Annotated in this window: 19 protein-coding genes; 1 reads left to right on the forward strand and 18 read right to left on the reverse strand. The window is 61.2% G+C overall.

What is annotated here, in order from left to right:
• Positions 1-79: 79 nt before the first annotated feature.
• The 18 genes from AC07XF_RS18475 to AC07XF_RS18560 all read right to left on the reverse strand — a co-directional run bounded on the left by AC07XF_RS18475 (position 80) and on the right by AC07XF_RS18560 (position 16,864).
• Positions 80-385 (reverse strand): urease subunit beta, encoded by a 306-nt coding sequence (locus AC07XF_RS18475; protein ID WP_102669228.1) that lies wholly within the window; start codon positions 383-385, stop codon positions 80-82.
• On the reverse strand, positions 385-918 hold the full coding sequence (locus AC07XF_RS18480) for a GNAT family N-acetyltransferase (protein WP_495027570.1): 534 nt from the start codon (positions 916-918) through the stop codon (positions 385-387). Before AC07XF_RS18480 ends, AC07XF_RS18475 begins: the two co-directional genes overlap by 1 nt.
• Before the next feature lie 6 nt (positions 919-924).
• A complete protein-coding gene (locus AC07XF_RS18485; protein WP_495027571.1) occupies positions 925-1,458 on the reverse strand; it encodes a GNAT family N-acetyltransferase in 534 nt (177 codons plus the stop codon).
• Between the two features lie 9 nt (positions 1,459-1,467).
• Entirely contained in the window at positions 1,468-1,770 is a 303-nt protein-coding gene (ureA, locus tag AC07XF_RS18490; RefSeq protein ID WP_007907366.1) for an urease subunit gamma, read from the reverse strand.
• Between the two features lie 137 nt (positions 1,771-1,907).
• Positions 1,908-2,744, reverse strand: coding sequence for an urease accessory protein UreD (locus AC07XF_RS18495; protein WP_495027572.1), 837 nt, complete (start codon positions 2,742-2,744; stop codon positions 1,908-1,910).
• A 42-nt stretch (positions 2,745-2,786) separates the two neighbouring features.
• Positions 2,787-3,485, reverse strand: a complete 699-nt coding sequence (gene urtE / locus AC07XF_RS18500) for an urea ABC transporter ATP-binding subunit UrtE (protein ID WP_495027573.1) — start codon at positions 3,483-3,485, stop codon at positions 2,787-2,789.
• A 132-nt stretch (positions 3,486-3,617) separates the two neighbouring features.
• On the reverse strand, positions 3,618-4,487 hold the full coding sequence (gene urtD / locus AC07XF_RS18505) for an urea ABC transporter ATP-binding protein UrtD (RefSeq protein WP_495027574.1): 870 nt from the start codon (positions 4,485-4,487) through the stop codon (positions 3,618-3,620).
• Positions 4,484-5,563 (reverse strand): urea ABC transporter permease subunit UrtC, encoded by a 1,080-nt coding sequence (gene urtC / locus AC07XF_RS18510; protein ID WP_495027575.1) that lies wholly within the window; start codon positions 5,561-5,563, stop codon positions 4,484-4,486. Before urtC ends, urtD begins: the two co-directional genes overlap by 4 nt.
• Positions 5,563-7,065, reverse strand: a complete 1,503-nt coding sequence (urtB, locus tag AC07XF_RS18515) for an urea ABC transporter permease subunit UrtB (RefSeq protein ID WP_495027576.1) — start codon at positions 7,063-7,065, stop codon at positions 5,563-5,565. The genes urtC and urtB overlap by 1 nt, the downstream gene beginning before the upstream one ends.
• 127 nt (positions 7,066-7,192) lie before the next feature.
• Complete coding sequence (gene urtA / locus AC07XF_RS18520; RefSeq protein ID WP_495027577.1) at positions 7,193-8,458, reverse strand: urea ABC transporter substrate-binding protein; 1,266 nt, start codon at positions 8,456-8,458, stop codon at positions 7,193-7,195.
• A gap of 327 nt (positions 8,459-8,785) precedes the next feature.
• Complete coding sequence (locus AC07XF_RS18525; protein WP_495027578.1) at positions 8,786-9,796, reverse strand: FecCD family ABC transporter permease; 1,011 nt, start codon at positions 9,794-9,796, stop codon at positions 8,786-8,788.
• A complete protein-coding gene (locus AC07XF_RS18530; RefSeq protein ID WP_495027579.1) occupies positions 9,793-10,752 on the reverse strand; it encodes an ABC transporter substrate-binding protein in 960 nt (319 codons plus the stop codon). The genes AC07XF_RS18525 and AC07XF_RS18530 overlap by 4 nt, the downstream gene beginning before the upstream one ends.
• Positions 10,749-11,537 (reverse strand): ABC transporter ATP-binding protein, encoded by a 789-nt coding sequence (locus AC07XF_RS18535; RefSeq protein WP_495027580.1) that lies wholly within the window; start codon positions 11,535-11,537, stop codon positions 10,749-10,751. The genes AC07XF_RS18530 and AC07XF_RS18535 overlap by 4 nt, the downstream gene beginning before the upstream one ends.
• Positions 11,538-11,700: 163 nt before the next feature.
• Complete coding sequence (locus tag AC07XF_RS18540) at positions 11,701-13,080, reverse strand: PepSY-associated TM helix domain-containing protein (protein ID WP_495027581.1); 1,380 nt, start codon at positions 13,078-13,080, stop codon at positions 11,701-11,703.
• Between the two features lie 121 nt (positions 13,081-13,201).
• The gene (locus AC07XF_RS18545) at positions 13,202-15,319 is read right to left on the reverse strand and encodes a TonB-dependent copper receptor (RefSeq protein ID WP_495027582.1); all 2,118 of its coding nucleotides are present in this window, start codon (positions 15,317-15,319) and stop codon (positions 13,202-13,204) included.
• Positions 15,320-15,510: 191 nt separating this feature from the next.
• Positions 15,511-15,984 carry a DUF2946 domain-containing protein gene (locus AC07XF_RS18550; RefSeq protein ID WP_495027583.1) on the reverse strand — a complete coding sequence of 158 codons (474 nt, stop codon included), beginning with the start codon at positions 15,982-15,984 and terminating at the stop codon, positions 15,511-15,513.
• 21 nt (positions 15,985-16,005) lie between these two features.
• Positions 16,006-16,485 carry a copper chaperone PCu(A)C gene (locus AC07XF_RS18555; protein WP_495027584.1) on the reverse strand — a complete coding sequence of 160 codons (480 nt, stop codon included), beginning with the start codon at positions 16,483-16,485 and terminating at the stop codon, positions 16,006-16,008.
• Between the two features lie 46 nt (positions 16,486-16,531).
• Positions 16,532-16,864, reverse strand: a complete 333-nt coding sequence (locus AC07XF_RS18560; RefSeq protein ID WP_495027585.1) for a DUF2946 family protein — start codon at positions 16,862-16,864, stop codon at positions 16,532-16,534.
• Here AC07XF_RS18560 and AC07XF_RS18565 point away from each other — a divergent pair.
• Positions 16,758-16,997 carry a hypothetical protein gene (locus AC07XF_RS18565; RefSeq protein WP_495027586.1) on the forward strand — a complete coding sequence of 80 codons (240 nt, stop codon included), beginning with the start codon at positions 16,758-16,760 and terminating at the stop codon, positions 16,995-16,997. The two genes, AC07XF_RS18560 and AC07XF_RS18565, sit on opposite strands and share 107 nt — an antisense overlap.
• Positions 16,998-17,328 lie beyond the last annotated feature (331 nt).

Consider the following 17,328-nt stretch of genomic DNA (forward strand, 5'->3'; position numbering starts at 1 on the left):
AGCCAGCTCCTACAGGGAAATGCGAACCACTGTAGGAGCCGGCTTGCCGGCGAAGAGGCCGATACAGACGCTGCATTAGTTACAGATCACCCATGATCCTGCCGGCAAAGCCGAACACCCGACGATGCCCGGCCAGATCCACCAACTCGACCTCGCGGCTCTGCCCCGGCTCGAAGCGCACGGCGGTGCCGGCGGGGATGTTCAGGCGCATGCCGCGACTGGCGGCGCGGTCGAACGTGAGCGCGTCGTTGGTTTCGAAAAAGTGGTAATGCGAGCCGACCTGGATCGGCCGGTCGCCGCTGTTGGCCACCTTCAGGCTGAGGGTGCGCCGGCCGACGTTGAGTTCGATCTCGCCGGGCTGGATCTGGTATTCACCGGGAATCATCAATGGGCTCCCTGAAGAATCTTGTAGTAGAGGGCAGTCGGCTTGTAGCGGCCGCTCGGGTCGCAGGCGTAATCGGGGATTTCGCCGGCACGGGTGTAACCCAGCGCCTTGTAGAAATCCTCGGCCGGTGAGCCCGCTTCGGTGTCGAGGTAAAGCATGCCGCGCTTGTGCTGCAGGGCGGCCTGCTCAAGCGCCGTCATCAATTGTTGGCCGAGACCGCGACGTCGCGCCTGTTCGCGCACCAGCAGCTTCTGCACCTCGGCACGGTTCAGCCCGTTGGCCTTCTGGCACAGCGTCAGTTGCACGCTGGCCTGGACCTGTTCGTCCTTGACCACCACCCACAGCAACACATTGCCCTTGTTCAGGTTCTCCTGAACTTCATCGAAATACGCGCGGGCCTGGGTGGCATCGAGGTCGGCCATGAAGCCGACACTGGCGCCATAGCCGACGGCATCGAGCAGCAGGTCAATCAATCCCTGACGATAGTGCGCAAAGCTTTCAACGTTGACGCGTCGCAGTTGGGCGGCGTTCATCGGGCATTACTCCTTGTTGACGCTCGGCGGTTGTGCGCCGGGGTTGAGGGTCAGTTGCATGAAGGTCAGGTCCAGCCAGCGGCCGAACTTGGTGCCGACCTGGGGCATTTGCCCGGTGGTCACGAAGCCGATGCGTTCGTGCAAGCGAATGGACGCAGCGTTACCACTTTCGATGGCGGCGACCATCACGTGCTTGCCGCAGTCTTTGGCGCGTTCGATCAGCGCTACCATCAGTTTCGGGCCGAGGCCGTTGCCACGCTGGTCGCTGCGCACGTAGACCGAGTGCTCGACGGTGTGGCGGAAACCGTCGAAGGGGCGCCAGTCGCCGAACGAGGCGTAACCGAGCACCGAGTTGTCGGCATCGACAATCACCAGAATCGGATAACGCTGGGCTTGTCGGGCGCTGAACCAGGCCTGGCGGTTGTCGAGATCGACCGCCTGTTCGTTCCAGATCGCCGTGGTGTTGAGCACCGCGTCGTTGTAGATGTCGCGGATGGCCGGCAGATCGGCATTCACGGCATCGCGGATGTGGTAGGTCATGGCGCGGCCTCAGGCGATGGGTTGGTGGACGGTGACCAGTTTGGTGCCGTCGGGGAAGGTGGCCTCGACCTGGATTTCCGGGATCATTTCCGGGATGCCTTCCATCACTTGCTCGCGGCTCAGCAGGGTAGTGCCGAAGTGCATCAGCTCGGCTACCGTCTGCCCGTCGCGGGCGCCTTCAAGCAGGGCGGCGGAGATGTAGGCCATGGCCTCCGGGTAATTGAGTTTCACGCCGCGAGCCAAACGCCGCTCGGCCACCAGGCCGGCGGTGAAGATCAGCAGCTTGTCTTTTTCGCGTGGGGTCAGGTCCATCGTTGCAATCCATAATCGGCAGTTAAAAGATGTTGGAACTGGAATGCGGACCCTGTAGGAGCTGGCTTGCCAGCGAAGCCTTTGGCGTCCGTGAGGCCGCCTTCGCTGGCAAGCCAGCTCCTACAGGGGATTGGTGTTCAGGTGCTCCATATTCTGGGTGGCACGGCATCGCGACCGAGCAGTGCGGGTCTGAGTAGCCGCCACAATTCAATCAGCCAGCCGCGCGCCAACAACGCCTCACTGGCCAGACACCGCGCCACCAGCAGCCCCGGCAACTGCGTCAGATCCCCGCGCACGTCATGGCGCAGCGAGCGGCAATGCTCCAGCAATTCGCTATCGATCTGACCCGTTACCAGCAACGTCGCAAACACCGGTTGCCCATCCAGCCCGATCGGCGAATCCAGCAAGCCGTCCGCCCCGACAATGCGCTGGCGTTCATGCCAGAGCAACTGGCCATCGCGGCGGATATCCAGTTGTGCCTGGAAGTGACCAAGGTCAAAGCGCTCGCCACTGGCCGGACGGCCCAGGGCCACGACATCCCAGTAGAACAGCCGCGCATCGCCTTCAAGGTCAATGGTGGTGCTGAGTTCAGCCTGGGCAGCGCTGAAAATGATCGTCTCCTGGGGCAGCCATTCCAGTGTCGCACCGGCCGCCATCGTCAACTTCAGGTGCTGATAAGCGGGGCCGGCGGCGCGATACCACTTGGCCGCACCGGGGCTGGTGATCTGTGCCCAGGCATCGCGCTCGACGCTGACCGCGATGTCCAGTCGATCACCGCCGGCAATCCCGCCGGGCGGGTGGACAATGATGTGCTGACAGACTTCCGGCCCTTCGGCATACAGGTGTTTTTGTACCCGCAGCGGACCTTTGTGCCGGCGCAGAACCGGACGCGAGGTCTCGCCGAACCGGGCGTAACCCAGTTCGAGCTCGGCATGCCAACTGGGCGTGAACAAAAGGGAGGCAGGTAGATTCATGGTTTCTAATTATCGTTAGGATGCTACAGATTAGATCGAACCTTAGATGGTAACCAAGCCACGCACACCTTCGGCTTCCATATTTTCACCACGGCCCTGTTGCACGATCTGGCCCCGGGACATCACCAGGTATTGATCGGCCAGTTCGGCGGCGAAATCGTAGAACTGCTCCACCAGCAAAATCGCCATGTCGCCCCGGGCCGCGAGCTTTTTGACCACCGCACCGATCTCCTTGATCACCGACGGCTGGATGCCTTCGGTGGGCTCGTCGAGGATCAGCAGGCGAGGGCGGCTGGCCAACGCCCGGCCGATGGCCAATTGTTGTTGCTGGCCACCGGACAGGTCGCCGCCGCGCCGTTGCTTCATTTGCAGCAGTACCGGGAACAACTCGTAGATAAACGCCGGGACTTCCTTGGCTTCGCTGCCGGGAAAGCGCGACAGCCCCATCAGCAGGTTTTCTTCTACGGTGAGACGGCCGAAAATCTCCCGGCCCTGCGGTACGTAAGCGATGCCGGCATGCACACGCTGGTGCGGCTTGAACGCAGTGATCGGTTTGCCTTCCCAGTTCACCGTGCCTTCCCTGGCCGGCAGCAGGCCCATCAGGCATTTGAGCAGGGTGGTCTTGCCCACGCCGTTGCGCCCGAGCAGGCAGGTGACTTCACCGACCTTCACGTCAAACGTCAGGCCGCGCAGGATGTGGCTTCCGCCGTAGTACTGGTGCAGCTTGTCGACTTGCAGCATTTCCAAACTCTCCTCAAATCCCTTGTAGGAGCTGGCTTGCCAGCGAAAGCGATGGGTCTGCCAACATAGAGGTTGAATGTGATGACCTCTTCGCTGGCAAGCCAGCTCCTACACAAAACGGTCCGCGTCAGGTCAGCGACCGAGATACACCTCGATCACCCGCTCGTTGTCCTGCACCTGCTCCAGCGACCCTTCCGCCAGCACACTGCCCTGATGCAATACGGTGACGTGGTCGGCAATCGAGCCGACGAAGCCCATGTCGTGTTCCACCACCATCAGCGAATGCTTGCCGGCCAGGGTCTTGAACAGCTCGGCGGTGAACTCGGTTTCGGCGTCGGTCATGCCCGCCACCGGTTCGTCGAGCAACAGCAATTGCGGGTCCTGCATCAGCAGCATGCCGATCTCCAGGAACTGCTTCTGGCCGTGGGACAGCAGGCCGGCCGGGCGATTGACCGAGCTGGTCAAGCGAATGGTCTCCAGCACTTCGGCGATGCGGTCTTTCTGCTCGCCATTCAAGCGCGCCCGCAGGCTGGCCCACACCGACTTGTCGGTTTTCTGCGCCAGCTCCAGGTTCTCGAACACGCTCAAGGCTTCGAACACCGTCGGCTTCTGGAACTTGCGGCCGATGCCGGCCTGGGCGATCTGCACTTCGCTCATTTGCGTCAGGTCCAGGGTTTCGCCGAACCAGGCCTTGCCGTGACTGGGCCGGGTCTTGCCGGTGATCACGTCCATCAGCGTGGTCTTGCCTGCGCCATTGGGGCCGATGATGCAGCGCAGTTCGCCGACGCCGATGTACAGGTTCAAATCGTTCAGCGCCTTGAAGCCGTCGAAACTGACGCTGATGTCTTCCAGGGTCAGGATGGTGCCGTGGCGGGTGTTCAGGCCTTTACCGGCGCGCTGGCCGAGACCGATGGCATCACGACTGCTGCCGGCGTCCTTGTTGGGTTCTACGGGAAAAAACGCCGGTTCGAGCATGAATTCAGCGGTTGCCGTGACTCTCATGATTCACCTCTTTTCTTCAGCAGACCGATCACGCCTTTGGGCAGGTACAGGGTCACGACGATGAACAGCGCGCCGAGGAAGAACAGCCAGTACTCGGGGAACGCCACGGTGAACCAGCTCTTCATGCCGTTGACCACGCCGGCGCCGAGCAACGGGCCGATCAGCGTGCCGCGCCCGCCGAGGGCGACCCATACGGCGGCTTCGATGGAGTTGGTCGGCGACATCTCGCTCGGGTTGATGATGCCGACTTGTGGCACATACAACGCGCCGGCCAAACCGCACAACACTGCACTCAACACCCAGACGAACAGCTTGAACCCGCGCGGATCGTAGCCGCAGAACATCAGGCGGTTTTCCGCATCGCGCAACGCGGTCAACACCCGGCCGAACTTGCTCTGCGCCAGACGCCAGCCGATGTACAGGCTCGCCACCAGCAACAACACCGTGGCGAAAAACAGCACCGCGCGGGTGCCCGGCTCGGTAATGCCGAAGCCGAGAATGCTGCGGAAATTGGTGAAGCCGTTGTTGCCGCCAAACCCGGTTTCATTGCGGAAAAACAGGAGCATCCCGGCGAAGGTCAGGGCCTGGGTCATGATCGAGAAGTACACGCCCTTGATCCGCGAACGGAAGGCGAAAAAGCCGAACACCAGCGCCAGCAGCCCCGGTGCCAATACCACCAGGCACAGGGTCCAGAGGAAGCTGCTGGTGCCGGTCCAGAACCACGGTAGTTCGGTCCAGGACAGGAACGTCATGAACGCCGGCAAGCTATCGCCCGAGGCCTGGCGCATCAGGTACATACCCATGGCGTAACCGCCGAGGGCGAAGAACAAACCGTGGCCGAGGGACAGCAGGCCGGCATAACCCCAGACCAGATCGAGGGCCAACGCGACAATGGCGTAACAGAGGATTTTGCCCACCAGGGTCAGCGTGTAGGCGGAGACGTGCAGCGTGCTTTCCGTCGGCAACAGCGACAGCAGCGGCAACGCCAGCAATAGAACGAGGATCACCGCACCGACGGCAATCGTGACTTTCGGGCCGGCCTTTTGTGTGGCCGTAAGCATCAGGGGCTGGTTCATCAGTCGATCACCCGTCCTTTGAGTGCGAAGAGGCCTTGCGGACGCTTCTGGATGAACAGAATGATCAGCGCGAGGATGAGGATCTTGCCGAGCACCGCACCGATTTGCGGTTCGAGGATCTTGTTGGCTATCCCTAAGCCGAATGCGGCAAGGACACTGCCGGCCAACTGGCCGACACCGCCGAGTACCACCACCAGGAACGAGTCGATGATGTAGCTCTGACCGAGGTCCGGGCCGACGTTGCCGATCTGGCTCAGGGCCACGCCACCGAGGCCGGCGATGCCCGAGCCGAGGCCGAAGGCGAGCATGTCCACGCGTCCGGTGGGCACGCCGCAACAGGCGGCCATATTGCGGTTCTGAGTGACCGCCCGCACGTTCAGGCCCAGGCGTGTCTTGTTCAGCAACAGCCAGGTCAGCACCACCACAAACAGTGCAAAGGCAATGATGACGATGCGGTTGTAGGGCAGCACAAGATTGGGCAACACCTGAATCCCGCCCGACAACCACGCCGGGTTGGCCACTTCGACGTTCTGCGCGCCGAACAGCAACCGAACCAGTTGAATCAACATGAGGCTGATGCCCCAGGTGGCGAGCAGGGTCTCCAGTGGACGGCCATAGAGGTGGCGAATCACCGTACGTTCCAACGCCATGCCGATGGCGGCGGTGACGAAAAATGCCACCGGCAGTGCAATCAGCGGATAGAACTCGATGGCCTGCGGCGCGAAGCGCTGGAACATCAGTTGCACCACATAGGTCGAGTAGGCGCCGAGCATCAGCATCTCGCCGTGGGCCATGTTGATCACACCGAGCAAGCCGAAAGTGATCGCCAGACCGAGGGCGGCGAGCAGCAGTATCGAACCCAGTGACATGCCGCTGAATGCCTGGCCGAGCATTTCGCCGACCAGCAGTTTGCGTTTGACTTGAGCGAGGCTGGTTTCAGCGGCGGTACGCACATTCGCATCGGTTTCGACGCCCGGCTCCAGCAGGCTTTCGAGGCGGGTGCGGGCCAGCGGGTCGCCGGTTTCGCCGAGCAAACGTACCGCGGCGAGGCGCACGGCCGGGTCAGCGTCCACCAATTGCAGATTGGCCAGGGCAATGCTGAGGACGGCGTGAATGCTTTCGTCCTTCTCGCCCGCCAGTTGCTGGTCGAGGAATTTCAACTGTGCCGGCTTGGCGCTTTTCTGCAATTGCTGCGCGGCGGCCAGACGGGTTTTGGCGTCGGCGGCGAGCAATTGATGGCTGGCCAGCGCCGTGTCGATCAGACCCCGCAGGCGGTTGTTCAGGCGCAGGATTTTCGGTTGGCCGTCGACGGTCAACTCGCCTTGTTGCAGGGCGTTGATCAGTTCGATGCGGGCCGGATCGGGCTGCGCGGCCCAGGCTTCCAGAAGTTTTGCCTGCTGCACGGGATTGGCGGCGACGAAGTCGTCGGCGTCACCGGCATGAGTGACCATCGGCAGTAACAGTGCAATGGCGAGAATGAAACGGTAAAGGGCGGTGGGCATGTTAAATGTCCTGGTCATGCGCGGACCCTGTAGGAGCTGGCTTGTCAGCGAAGCTTTTGGCGTCAGTCAGTACGCCTTCGCTGGCAAGCCAGCTCCTACAGGTTTTGTGTGAGTGCAAACAGGTGGCTTAGTTGCTCTTCACCGCATACTCCGGCTTCTTGTCGTTGCCCTGGATGAACGGGCTCCACGGCTGGGCGCGAATCGGCCCTTCGGTCTGCCACACCACGTTGAACTGACCGTCAGACTGGATCTCGCCGATCATCACTGGCTTGTGCAGGTGGTGATTGGTCTTGTCCATGGTCAGCGTGTAGCCGGACGGCGCGGCAAAGGTCTGGCCGGCCAGGGCTTCGCGGACTTTGTCGACGTCGGTGGATTTGGCTTTTTCGGCTGCTTGCGCCCACATGTGGATGCCGACATAGGTGGCCTCCATCGGGTCGTTGGTCACCGCTTTGTCGGCGCCCGGCAGGTTGTGTTTTTTGGCGTAGGCTTTCCAGTCATCGACGAACTTCTTGTTCTCCGGGTTCTCGACCGATTCGAAGTAGTTCCACGCGGCGAGGTTGCCCACCAGTGGTTTGGTGTCGATGCCGCGCAGTTCTTCTTCGCCGACCGAGAACGCCACGACCGGAACGTCGGTGGCTTTCAGGCCCTGGTTGGCCAGCTCTTTGTAGAACGGCACGTTGGAGTCGCCGTTGACGGTGGAGATGACTGCCGTCTTGCCGCCCGCCGAGAACTTCTTGATGTTGGCGACGATGGTCTGGTAGTCGCTGTGACCGAACGGGGTGTAGACCTCTTCGATGTCCTTGTCGGCCACGCCTTTGGAGTGCAGGAACGAACGCAGGATCTTGTTGGTGGTGCGCGGGTAGACGTAGTCGGTGCCGAGCAGGAAGTAGCGCTTGGCGCTGCCGCCTTCTTCGCTCATCAGGTATTCAACGGCGGGGATCGCTTGCTGGTTCGGCGCGGCGCCGGTGTAGAACACGTTCGGCGACATTTCTTCGCCTTCGTATTGCACCGGGTAGAACAGCAAGCCATTGAGCTCTTCGAACACCGGCAGTACCGATTTGCGCGACACGGAAGTCCAGCAACCGAACACCACGGCGACCTTGTCCTGGGTCAACAACTGGCGGCCCTTCTCGGCGAACAGTGGCCAGTTCGACGCCGGGTCGACGACCACAGGTTCCAGCATCTTGCCGTTCACGCCACCCTTGGCGTTGATCTCGTCGATGGTCATCAGCGCCATGTCTTTCAACGACGTTTCGGAGATCGCCATGGTCCCGGACAACGAATGCAGAATACCGACCTTGATGGTCTCGGCGGCCTGGACGGTCCAGGTCATGCCCATTGCGGCAATGGATGCCGAGAGAGTGAAAGCCTTGATCAAACTGCGACGCTTCATTGTGCGATCTCCATGAACTTATGAGTTTTTTTGGTTGGCAGATGCGGACTACTGAAGGTGTGTTTTGCAAAGGCTGTGCCCGGTCGGCAAAAGGCAGGGAAATGTCGTTTTAGAGCGGTTGCGCGGTTTGATGGCGCACCATGAGAGGACATGGTCAGAGGTCTGGTGCGCCGGGGTGCGTCACATTGGGGCGCGGATGCTATGAGCAACACAAATCAAACGTGGGAGCGGGCTTGCTCGCGAAGAGGGCGTGTCAGTCACCATTTAAGTTGTCTGACCTACCGCTTTCGCGAGCAAGCCCGCTCCCACCGTTTTGATCTCTGTGGATCAACGACGGCGCATCAAACCGATAAAGAACAACCCGCCAATCGCCGCAGTGGCAACACCGATTGGCAAGTCTTCGGGGGCGATCAGTGTTCGGGCGGCGACGTCGACCCAAACCAGAAACACACTGCCGAGCAACACGCACACCGGCAGCAATCTTCGGTGTTCAGCCCCGACCAGACGCCGCGCAATATGCGGCACCATCAGCCCGACAAAACCGATCGACCCGCTGATCGACACCAGCACCCCGGTCATCAATGACGCAATCAGAAACACCCGCAGGCGCACGGTGCGCGCATTCAGGCCCAGGGTCACCGCGGTCTGTTCGCCGGCCATCAGCGCATTCAGCGGTCGCGCCATGCCCAGTAGCAAAATCAGCCCGAGCAACACACTGGCTGTCGGCACCGCCAGTAATTCCCAGCGTGCCAGCCCGAGCCCGCCAAGCATCCAGAACATCACCGCCGAACTGGCTCGATGGTCGCCGAGAAATAGCAGCAAATTGGCAATCGCCATCATCACGAACGACACCGCCACACCGCACAGCAGCAAGCGGTCACTGTCGAGTCGACCGTTGCGGTTGGCGATCATCAGCACCACCAGCATGCTCAGCAATGCACCGATAAATGCCGCGATCGGCAAGGTCAGCAGGCCAACGATTTCGCCGACATGCAGCACCACGATCACCGCGCCAAGTGTGGCGCCGGAAGTCACGCCGAGCAGGTGCGGGTCAGCCAACGGGTTGCGCGTCACCGCTTGCAGCACCGCGCCGACCAACGCCAGCCCGGCGCCCACCAGCGCACCGAGGAACATGCGCGGAACGCGGATCAGCCAGACGATATGTTCCTGCCCAGGGCTCCAGTCCGGCACACCGAAGCCGAACAGTTTGTGCAACAGGATGCGCCACACCACGTCCAGCGGCACCCGCGCCGGGCCGAAACCCAGGGACACCACGCACGACACCAGCAACAGCGCACCGAGGACGATCAGCAACAGGGCATAGCGACGGTTGATCATTCGCCGTGGAAACCCTTGGCCAGGGTTGCGACCGCCAGCACATTGTCGATCCCCGGCGTGGCCTGCACGTACGGGATGACGATGAAGCGCCGGTTCTTGATCGCGTCCACCGATTGCAGGGCTTTGTTGCCCAGCAGGAATTGAATCTTCTGTTCGGCGGTGATTTCGCTGTAGTCGACGATCACGATCACTTGCGGATTGCGCTCGACCACGCTCTCCCAGTTGACCCGGGTCCAGCTCGCGTCGACATCCTCCAGGATATTGTGCCCGCCAGCGGCATCGATCAGCGCTTGCGGCATGCCCAGCCGACCGGACGTCATGGCCCGGTCTTCGCCGCTGTCATAAAGAAACACCCGTGGTTTATCCGCCGGCAGATCCTTGCGAATGGCGACTACCTGAGCCTGCATTTCGCCGATCAGCGCGCTGGCGCGATCCTGCACGTCGAAGATCCTGCCGAGGTTACGCAGGTCGTTGTAGGTGTCTTCGAGGCTGGCCGGCGGGCGCTTCATCACGAAGGCGCAGGACTCGGTCAGCTCATACACATTGATGCCCAGCGGTTGCAGGGTCTGTGGCGTGAGGTCGCCGCCGACGCGCATGCCGTAATCCCATCCGGCGAAGAAGAAATCGACATTGGCATTGAGCAGGGTTTCCACTGACGGGTACTTGGCTGCCAGCTCCGGCAGACCGTCGAGCAGCGACTGCATGTCGGGTGTTACGGCCTTCCAGCCACTGACGCCGCTGTAGCCGGCCATTCGTGGCTTGAGGCCGAGGGCGAGCATCATCTGGGTCATGTTGATGTCGTGGCTGAGGGCGTGTTGCGGTGCCTGCCTGAAGGTCACTTCACGGTCGCAACTGTGGATCGTCAGCGGGTAACGGGTGGCTTCGGCCAACGCCTCGGCGCTGCCCGACAGCATCGCGAGGCAGAGGCTGCTGCGCAGCAGGGAACGCAAATTCATGGTTGGGTTATCCAGGTGATTCGTGGGTAGCCGTGCAACGGATGTTCATCGATCAGGGCTTCGACGCCGAACACATTGCGCAGTAGCGCAGCCGTCAGGACTTCTTTCGGCGTGCCGCTGGCGACGATGCGGCCGTGGTTGATCACGTACAGCCGATCACAAAAAGCCGCCGCCAGATTGAGGTCATGGATGCTCGCCAGGGTGCCGATGTCCAGGCGCTTGACCAACTTCAAAAGCTCAAGCTGATAGCGCGGATCGAGGTGGTTGGTCGGCTCGTCGAGGATCAGCAACTGTGGCTGCTGGGCCAGGGCGCGGGCGAGGATGACCCGCTGTTTTTCACCACCGGAGAGGGTGGCGAACCCGTGGTCTTCGAAGCCCTTGAGGCCGACGGATTCCAGGGCCTGATTGATCAGGTCGCGGTCTTCAAAGGTGTCGCCATCGAACAAGCCTTTGTGCGGCGTGCGCCCCATGGCGACCACTTCCTCGACGGTCAGGCCGAAGGTATCGGGGAACTCCTGCAACACCACGGCGATGCGTTGCGCGCACCAGCGCGAGGACTGCTTCCAGACATTGTGGTGATCAAGCCTGACCTCGCCGCTTTCCGGTTTGTTGAAGCGCCAGGCACAACGCAACAGGCTGGTCTTGCCGCTGCCATTGGGGCCGATCAGCCCGACGAACTCACCGGCGGCCACGTGCAAAGAGGCATCACGCAGCTGGAACTGATGGTGGCAATGGCCGTGGCCCAGGGGGGACCAGGTGAGGTTTGTCAGATTCAGCGAGGTCATGCAGTGACTCTTGAGGTGAAGCCAATGGCCTCATCGCTGGCAAGTCAGCTCCTACAGGGTTCGTGCACATTCTGTAGGAGCTGGCTTGCCAGCGAAGGGGTCCGTGAGAGGGTGACGCGCGGGGGAGTTTACAGCCCATTGAGCCCCGCGCATCTCGCCTGTTTCAAGATGAAGATGAAGCCGATTCAGTTTGTCGGGTGAGGCGCGACAGCAGCACACGATCCAGCACCCACACCGCCACCAGCGAAGCACCCACCAACGGAAAGGCCACTGCGAGGGCGAACATGATCACCATGGCGGTTTTCCATTTCGGCAGGTCGTGGCGCAGCGGCGGCACGCCGAGTTTTCCTTGCGGACGACGCTTCCACCAGATCACCACGCCGCTGACGGCGCTGAGCAAAATCATCAGGCAGATCAGCAACACCACGATCTGATTGAACACGCCGAACATCTTGCCTTCGTGCAGCATCACGCCGATTTCCGTAGCGCGGGCGACGGCGCCATATTGCTCGTAACGAACATCGGCCAGAACCTTGCCGGTGTATTGATCGATGTGCAACGTGGCGTCATTGCGCGGGTCGTCGGCGAACACCGAGATGGTGAACACGCCGGTCGCGGATTTCGGCAAAGTGATGCTGTAGCCCGGTTCGACCTTACTCTGCGTGGCGATGTTTTGTACGTCTTGCAGGCTGATAGTCGGCGCTGCCGGGCCGGCGTGCGCACCGTCGTGGGCCATGTGTTCGGCATGGTCGCCGGACATTGGCATCGGCGTGTTTTCCATGGCCCAAGGCACGGTCTGGCGAGTGGCGCTATTGAGGCTGCGTGCCTCGACGTCGGACTTCGGTACGTTGTCCCACATTGCTGCCGGAAAAACGTTCCACACGGCCGCGTATTGCTGGCCCCAGAAGCCGGTCCAGGTCATGCCGCTGAGCAGCATCACCAGCAGCAGGGAGGCGCCCCAGAATCCGGTGACGGCATGCAAGTCACGCCAAAGCACTCGCCCGCGACTGCTCAGGCGTGGCCACAGAATGCCGGCGGCCTGACCGCGCGGCCACCACAGGAATACCCCGGAAACCACCAGCACCACACCCCAGCCGGCGGCCAGTTCGATCAGTCTATCGCCGACGGTGCCGATCATCAGCTCGCCGTGAATCGCGCGCGCAATGGCTTGCAGATTGTTCTTGGCGTCTTGCTCGCCGAGGATGTCGCCGTGGTACGGATCGACAAAAACGTTCAGCTCGTTGCCGCCATTGAGCACGACAAACTGGGCGCTGCGTTCGGCATTGACCGGTGGCAGGTACTGTTTGATCGTTGCCTGGGGATACGCATCTTTTACCCGCTTGAGCAGATCGTCGGCCGGGACGGTGTGATGACCGGCCGGGACATTGAGCAGGCTGCTGTACATCAGTGAATCGAGTTGCGGTTTGAATAGATAAATGGTGCCGGTCAGGGCCAGCATCACCATGAAGGGCGCAACGAACAATCCGGCATAGAAATGCCAGCGCCACGCCAGGTTGTAGAAATTCACTTTGGGCTGTTTCATCACGTGTGCTCCGCTTGGCGTATCAATTGTTTGTGAAAGATCGCAGCCTCGTTTCACTCGACAGCTCCTACAGGACGTACGCGTTCCAATGCAGGAGCCTGCGATCTTTTGACTTTTTTTGTTAGAAACTCATGTCCACCTTGGTCCAGAGCGTTCGCCCCGGTTCCTTGATGGCTTGCGGGTCATTGGCGGGGTAGCCGAAACCGGCATTGCCGGCCAGGTTCAAGTGCTCGGCGTAAGCCTTGCCGAACAGGTTGTCGACGCCGCTGCTGACCTTCCAGTTGCGGTTGATCCGATAGGCACCGTTGAGGGAGAACACGCCGAACCCCGGCGTCTTGTCGAAGTCCTTGCCGACCACGTTGCCCTTGTTCTGGTCGATGCGGTTTTGCGCGGCAACCACTCTCCACAGTGCGCCGGCGCTCCAGTTGTCTTCGCTGTAGGTCAGGCCGAAACGGGTATCCAGCGGCGGCATCTGCGGCAAGGCAGTGCCGTCGCTACTGTTCTTGCCCCAGGCGTAGGCCAGGGTCGCGTCGGCTTTCCAGTTTTCGGTGAAGTTGTAAGCGACGCCCAGTTCGCCACCCATGATTCGCGCGTCAATGTTTTCGGCTTGCGAGGTCATGCCCATCATTCCGGGCGTGTAGCTGAACAGGATGTAATCGCGCACCTGGCCGACGTAGCCAGAGGCCCAGGCTTCGAGTTTTTCGGTGTTGTATTGCAGGCCGAAATCGAGCTGGGTGGTCTTTTCCGGTTTGATTGAATCGAAGGCATTCACTGAACCGGCGGGGCCGGATTTGGGTGAAAACAGCTCCCAGTAATCCGGGAACCGCTGGGTGTGACCAAGGCCGGCATACAACGTGGTCGGGCTGTCGGCCAGGTCATGCTCGTAGCGGATGAAGCCACTCGGCAGGGTATCGGCGCGGGTGTCGTCGGCAGTCGGATTCGGGTGGGACATCATTCCCGAGCCGATGGTCTGCCGATAATCCTTGGCCGAGGCGCGGTCCAGGCGTGCGCCACTGATCAAACGGTCACGGTCGGCGGCGTACCAGGTCAGCTCGCCGAAGACCCCGTAGTTATGGAAGTCGGCATCCTTGGTGTACGGCAGGTCCTTGTAGGCGTCGACGCCCATGGCACCGCGCTGGCGATGCTCGTTGGTCTGCGCATCGATGCCGCTGATCAGTTGCACATCGGCCCAGCGCCAGGTGGCCTTGACCCGGGCACCGAGGGTACGGCGGTCGACGTTGGAGGCCATCGGGCCGGCCATCTTGCCGGTGCCGGACGGCGTGCGCAGGGTGTAGTTGTCCATCACGTGGTCGGCGTAGTTGTAGTAGACCTGGGCTTCGAGCTTTTCCAGTACGTCACTGATGTTGGATTTCTCAAAGCGCAGGCCGAGGCTTTCGCGCAGGAACTGCGAACCGTCCATGCTGCGCCCGGCGTAGCGCGCTTCACCGTCACCCTTGCCGGCGGTCAGCTCCAGCAGGGTATCGGCATCCGGGGTCCAGCCGAGTGCGACGTCGCCGTTCCATTTGTCGTAGCGCGACGCCACGGTGTCGTTGTTGCCGTCCCGGTAGTCGTCGGAATGCGCGGTGTTGCCGATGACCCGCACGTAACCCGACTGGCCGCCGGCCGCGGCGTCCACCAGTTTGTCGAAGCGCCCCCAGGAACCGGCCAGCACGCTGGCGTTGACCCGTGTGCCGAGTTCGCCGAAGTGCTCCGGCTCACGGTCGAACAGGATGGTCCCGGCCGAAGAGCCCGGCCCCCAAAGTACGGTTTGCGGGCCTTTGATCACGGTGAGTTTGTCGTAGGTTTCCGGCGAGATGTAGGAAGTGGGGGCGTCCATCCGGCCTGGGCAGGCGCCGAGCATCATGCTGCCGTTGGTGAGAATGTTCAGTCGCGAACCGAACATGCCGCGCAGCACCGGGTCGCCATTGGTGCCGCCATTGCGCACCATGGCGAAGCCCGGAATGGTCTTCAGGTAATCGGCGCCGTCGCTGGCCGGCACCGGTTGGCGCGGGTCCTTGGGGTTGGTGACGATGGTCAGTGGCGAGCTGGGTGCAACGGCGGTAATCACCGTCGGGCTCAGTTCTTCACTGTGACCGGCATGGTCATCGGCCAGCGCAGAAGGCGCCAGCAAAGCACCGCACAGGATCGCGGTGGCGTGCCTGAAACGAATGCAGGATTCGTTCAGGACAAAAGAGGCTTGGGCAGTGCTCAAGCACGGGACAGCAGAAAACCTGGACATGACAACTTCCATCGAACAGTCGTAAACGACACGGCCGGCAGCCTGCGCAATCCCTGTGGGAGCGGGCTTGCTCGCGAAGAGGGAGTGTCAGCCAACACTGATGTCGCCTGGCACACCGCTTTCGCGAGCAAGCCCGCTCCCACAGGTTGCAGTGGTTGTCTTGCGGACCGTGTGAGATCGGAGGTGGGTGTTTACGCGACGGAAGGCGGGGCGCGGGTGCGGGCGCCGGGGAAGATGGTTTGCCGGGCGTGGCCCAGGCGTGGGGAGGGCGTGGTGAACGTGTTGACGGGTGGGATGACGAAATTGGCGAAAGACACGCCACCGGTCAGCGCCGGGCAATTGAACAACAGGCTGCAATAGCCGCACTTTTCCCACAGTACATGCTGCCCCGGGGCTGGCGGGCAATGCTCGGCGGTGGCTTGCGTGCCATGGTCGGCATGCTCCATCGCCGGCATGTCCATGCCCATGCCCATGCCCATGCCCATGCTCATGCCCATGCTCATAGGCATGCTCATCGACATGGCGCGCGAATCCATCGGCATCGACTGTGAAATCAGCGGACCGATAAAGATCATCAGCATGGCGAACAGGCTGATCCAGCTGCCGCGTGTCAGGCTCAATGCCTGATTGCGTGGCCTGGATGACCTGGCGCTAAGCGGGCGCATGGGCGTTTTCAGCTCAGGCGATTACGGATTGTGCACGTGCGCTTGCATGCTGTCCGGCGCCTGCTTCTGCACCGCGACCTCGACCGTCACGTCACCGGACTTCTCGAAATGCAGCGTCATGGGGAAGTGCTTGCCGTCACTGAGCAGGCTGCGATCCTTGAGGCCCAGCAACATCACGTGATAGGCCATCGGTGCGAAAGTGACCTCGCCACCGGCTGGCACTTCCACGCTCGGTACGTGCTGCATTTTCATCATGTCGCCTTGCATCACGTGCTCATGCAATTGCGCTTCGCCGGCAATGGGGGTGTCGACGCTGAGCAGGCGGTCGGCGGTCTGGCCTTCATTGTTGATCACGAAATACGCCGCAACGGTGGGCGCATTGGGCGGCAACTCCTGGGACCACGGATGAGCGATTTCCAGTGTGCCGACTTTGTATTCGTGGGCATTGGCAAAGCAGGCAGGCAGCAGCAATGCGGCCAGAACGATGAATTTGTTCAACATGGCAGTTCTCCGGAACGATTTAAACGCAGGTCATTTGCGAGAAAAATCACACCAGAGGGGATGCGCGGGGGTTGAGGCTTGGCCATTGCTGGCGCGGTGACGGGCTTTCGAGAGAGGTGGCAGGCACGCTTCGGTTGGACTCGAAGCGAGCGAAATACAGCTGTGGCGTATGCCCCGGCAACGCCACCAATGGCGCAGAACCCGAGCAGCACCAGCAATGCTGCATGTTGGAGTGATCGTCGCTTTGCGGGGCTTTCTGTTCAGGGTCCCCGATGGAAATCGCCACCATCCGGGTGCCGCTGGAGCTGCAAAAACTCCCCCACAACAGTTGTTCGGCGGGTAACTTTGTCGTCTGTGCCATCGCTCCGGACATCGGCATGGCGAGCAAATTGAACAGCACTGCGAAGCAGGCTATCCAGGCAATTGCGAGCCGTTGTCGGGACATGGGACAAAATCCGTTTGAGTGGGCGATCAGGCGCGGGCTATTTAGCCTGATCAGGGCCGATAAGTAAAAAAGCGGTGTGCGGTTTGGTGTCGCAGCGCCGTCCTTTCGTAGCCTTTATGATAGTCGTGAATTTCAAAGTGCCAGTAGGGTTTGAGCATTGTTCGGAATCTCACGAGAATTAGCAGTTCCTTAAAGATTTGTACGTAAAGTCTGAGTGCCTAGTAGGTTCCAACCTTTGCGTCGCCACTGATGGCGCCTTCGCGGGCAAGCCCGCTCCCACAGGGTTTCTTTGTATAGCCCTGGACTTGTGTTCGGTGAGGTCCACTAATGAAATGGCTACCCCCTGACACCCTGTGATCGCTCTCTAAACTTTCACAGGGTGTCTTTCGGAGGCCATT

The organism is Pseudomonas sp. GW821-FHT01C01, from assembly GCF_059422645.1.

Excerpts from the sequence above, each read along its gene's own strand:
- AC07XF_RS18475 (WP_102669228.1), bottom strand. The coding sequence starts at position 385 with ATGATTCCCGGTGAATACCAGATCCAGCCCGGCGAGATCGAACTCAAC.
- AC07XF_RS18480 (WP_495027570.1), bottom strand. The coding sequence starts at position 918 with ATGAACGCCGCCCAACTGCGACGCGTCAACGTTGAAAGCTTTGCGCAC.
- AC07XF_RS18485 (WP_495027571.1), bottom strand. The coding sequence starts at position 1,458 with ATGACCTACCACATCCGCGATGCCGTGAATGCCGATCTGCCGGCCATC.
- ureA (WP_007907366.1), bottom strand. The coding sequence starts at position 1,770 with ATGGACCTGACCCCACGCGAAAAAGACAAGCTGCTGATCTTCACCGCC.
- AC07XF_RS18495 (WP_495027572.1), bottom strand. The coding sequence starts at position 2,744 with ATGAATCTACCTGCCTCCCTTTTGTTCACGCCCAGTTGGCATGCCGAG.
- urtE (WP_495027573.1), bottom strand. The coding sequence starts at position 3,485 with ATGCTGCAAGTCGACAAGCTGCACCAGTACTACGGCGGAAGCCACATC.
- urtD (WP_495027574.1), bottom strand. The coding sequence starts at position 4,487 with ATGAGAGTCACGGCAACCGCTGAATTCATGCTCGAACCGGCGTTTTTT.
- urtC (WP_495027575.1), bottom strand. The coding sequence starts at position 5,563 with ATGAACCAGCCCCTGATGCTTACGGCCACACAAAAGGCCGGCCCGAAA.
- urtB (WP_495027576.1), bottom strand. The coding sequence starts at position 7,065 with ATGCCCACCGCCCTTTACCGTTTCATTCTCGCCATTGCACTGTTACTG.
- urtA (WP_495027577.1), bottom strand. The coding sequence starts at position 8,458 with ATGAAGCGTCGCAGTTTGATCAAGGCTTTCACTCTCTCGGCATCCATT.
- AC07XF_RS18525 (WP_495027578.1), bottom strand. The coding sequence starts at position 9,796 with ATGATCAACCGTCGCTATGCCCTGTTGCTGATCGTCCTCGGTGCGCTG.
- AC07XF_RS18530 (WP_495027579.1), bottom strand. The coding sequence starts at position 10,752 with ATGAATTTGCGTTCCCTGCTGCGCAGCAGCCTCTGCCTCGCGATGCTG.
- AC07XF_RS18535 (WP_495027580.1), bottom strand. The coding sequence starts at position 11,537 with ATGACCTCGCTGAATCTGACAAACCTCACCTGGTCCCCCCTGGGCCAC.
- AC07XF_RS18540 (WP_495027581.1), bottom strand. The coding sequence starts at position 13,080 with ATGAAACAGCCCAAAGTGAATTTCTACAACCTGGCGTGGCGCTGGCAT.
- AC07XF_RS18545 (WP_495027582.1), bottom strand. The coding sequence starts at position 15,319 with ATGTCCAGGTTTTCTGCTGTCCCGTGCTTGAGCACTGCCCAAGCCTCT.
- AC07XF_RS18550 (WP_495027583.1), bottom strand. The coding sequence starts at position 15,984 with ATGCGCCCGCTTAGCGCCAGGTCATCCAGGCCACGCAATCAGGCATTG.
- AC07XF_RS18555 (WP_495027584.1), bottom strand. The coding sequence starts at position 16,485 with ATGTTGAACAAATTCATCGTTCTGGCCGCATTGCTGCTGCCTGCCTGC.
- AC07XF_RS18565 (WP_495027586.1), top strand. The coding sequence starts at position 16,758 with ATGGAAATCGCCACCATCCGGGTGCCGCTGGAGCTGCAAAAACTCCCC.
- AC07XF_RS18560 (WP_495027585.1), bottom strand. The coding sequence starts at position 16,864 with ATGCCGATGTCCGGAGCGATGGCACAGACGACAAAGTTACCCGCCGAA.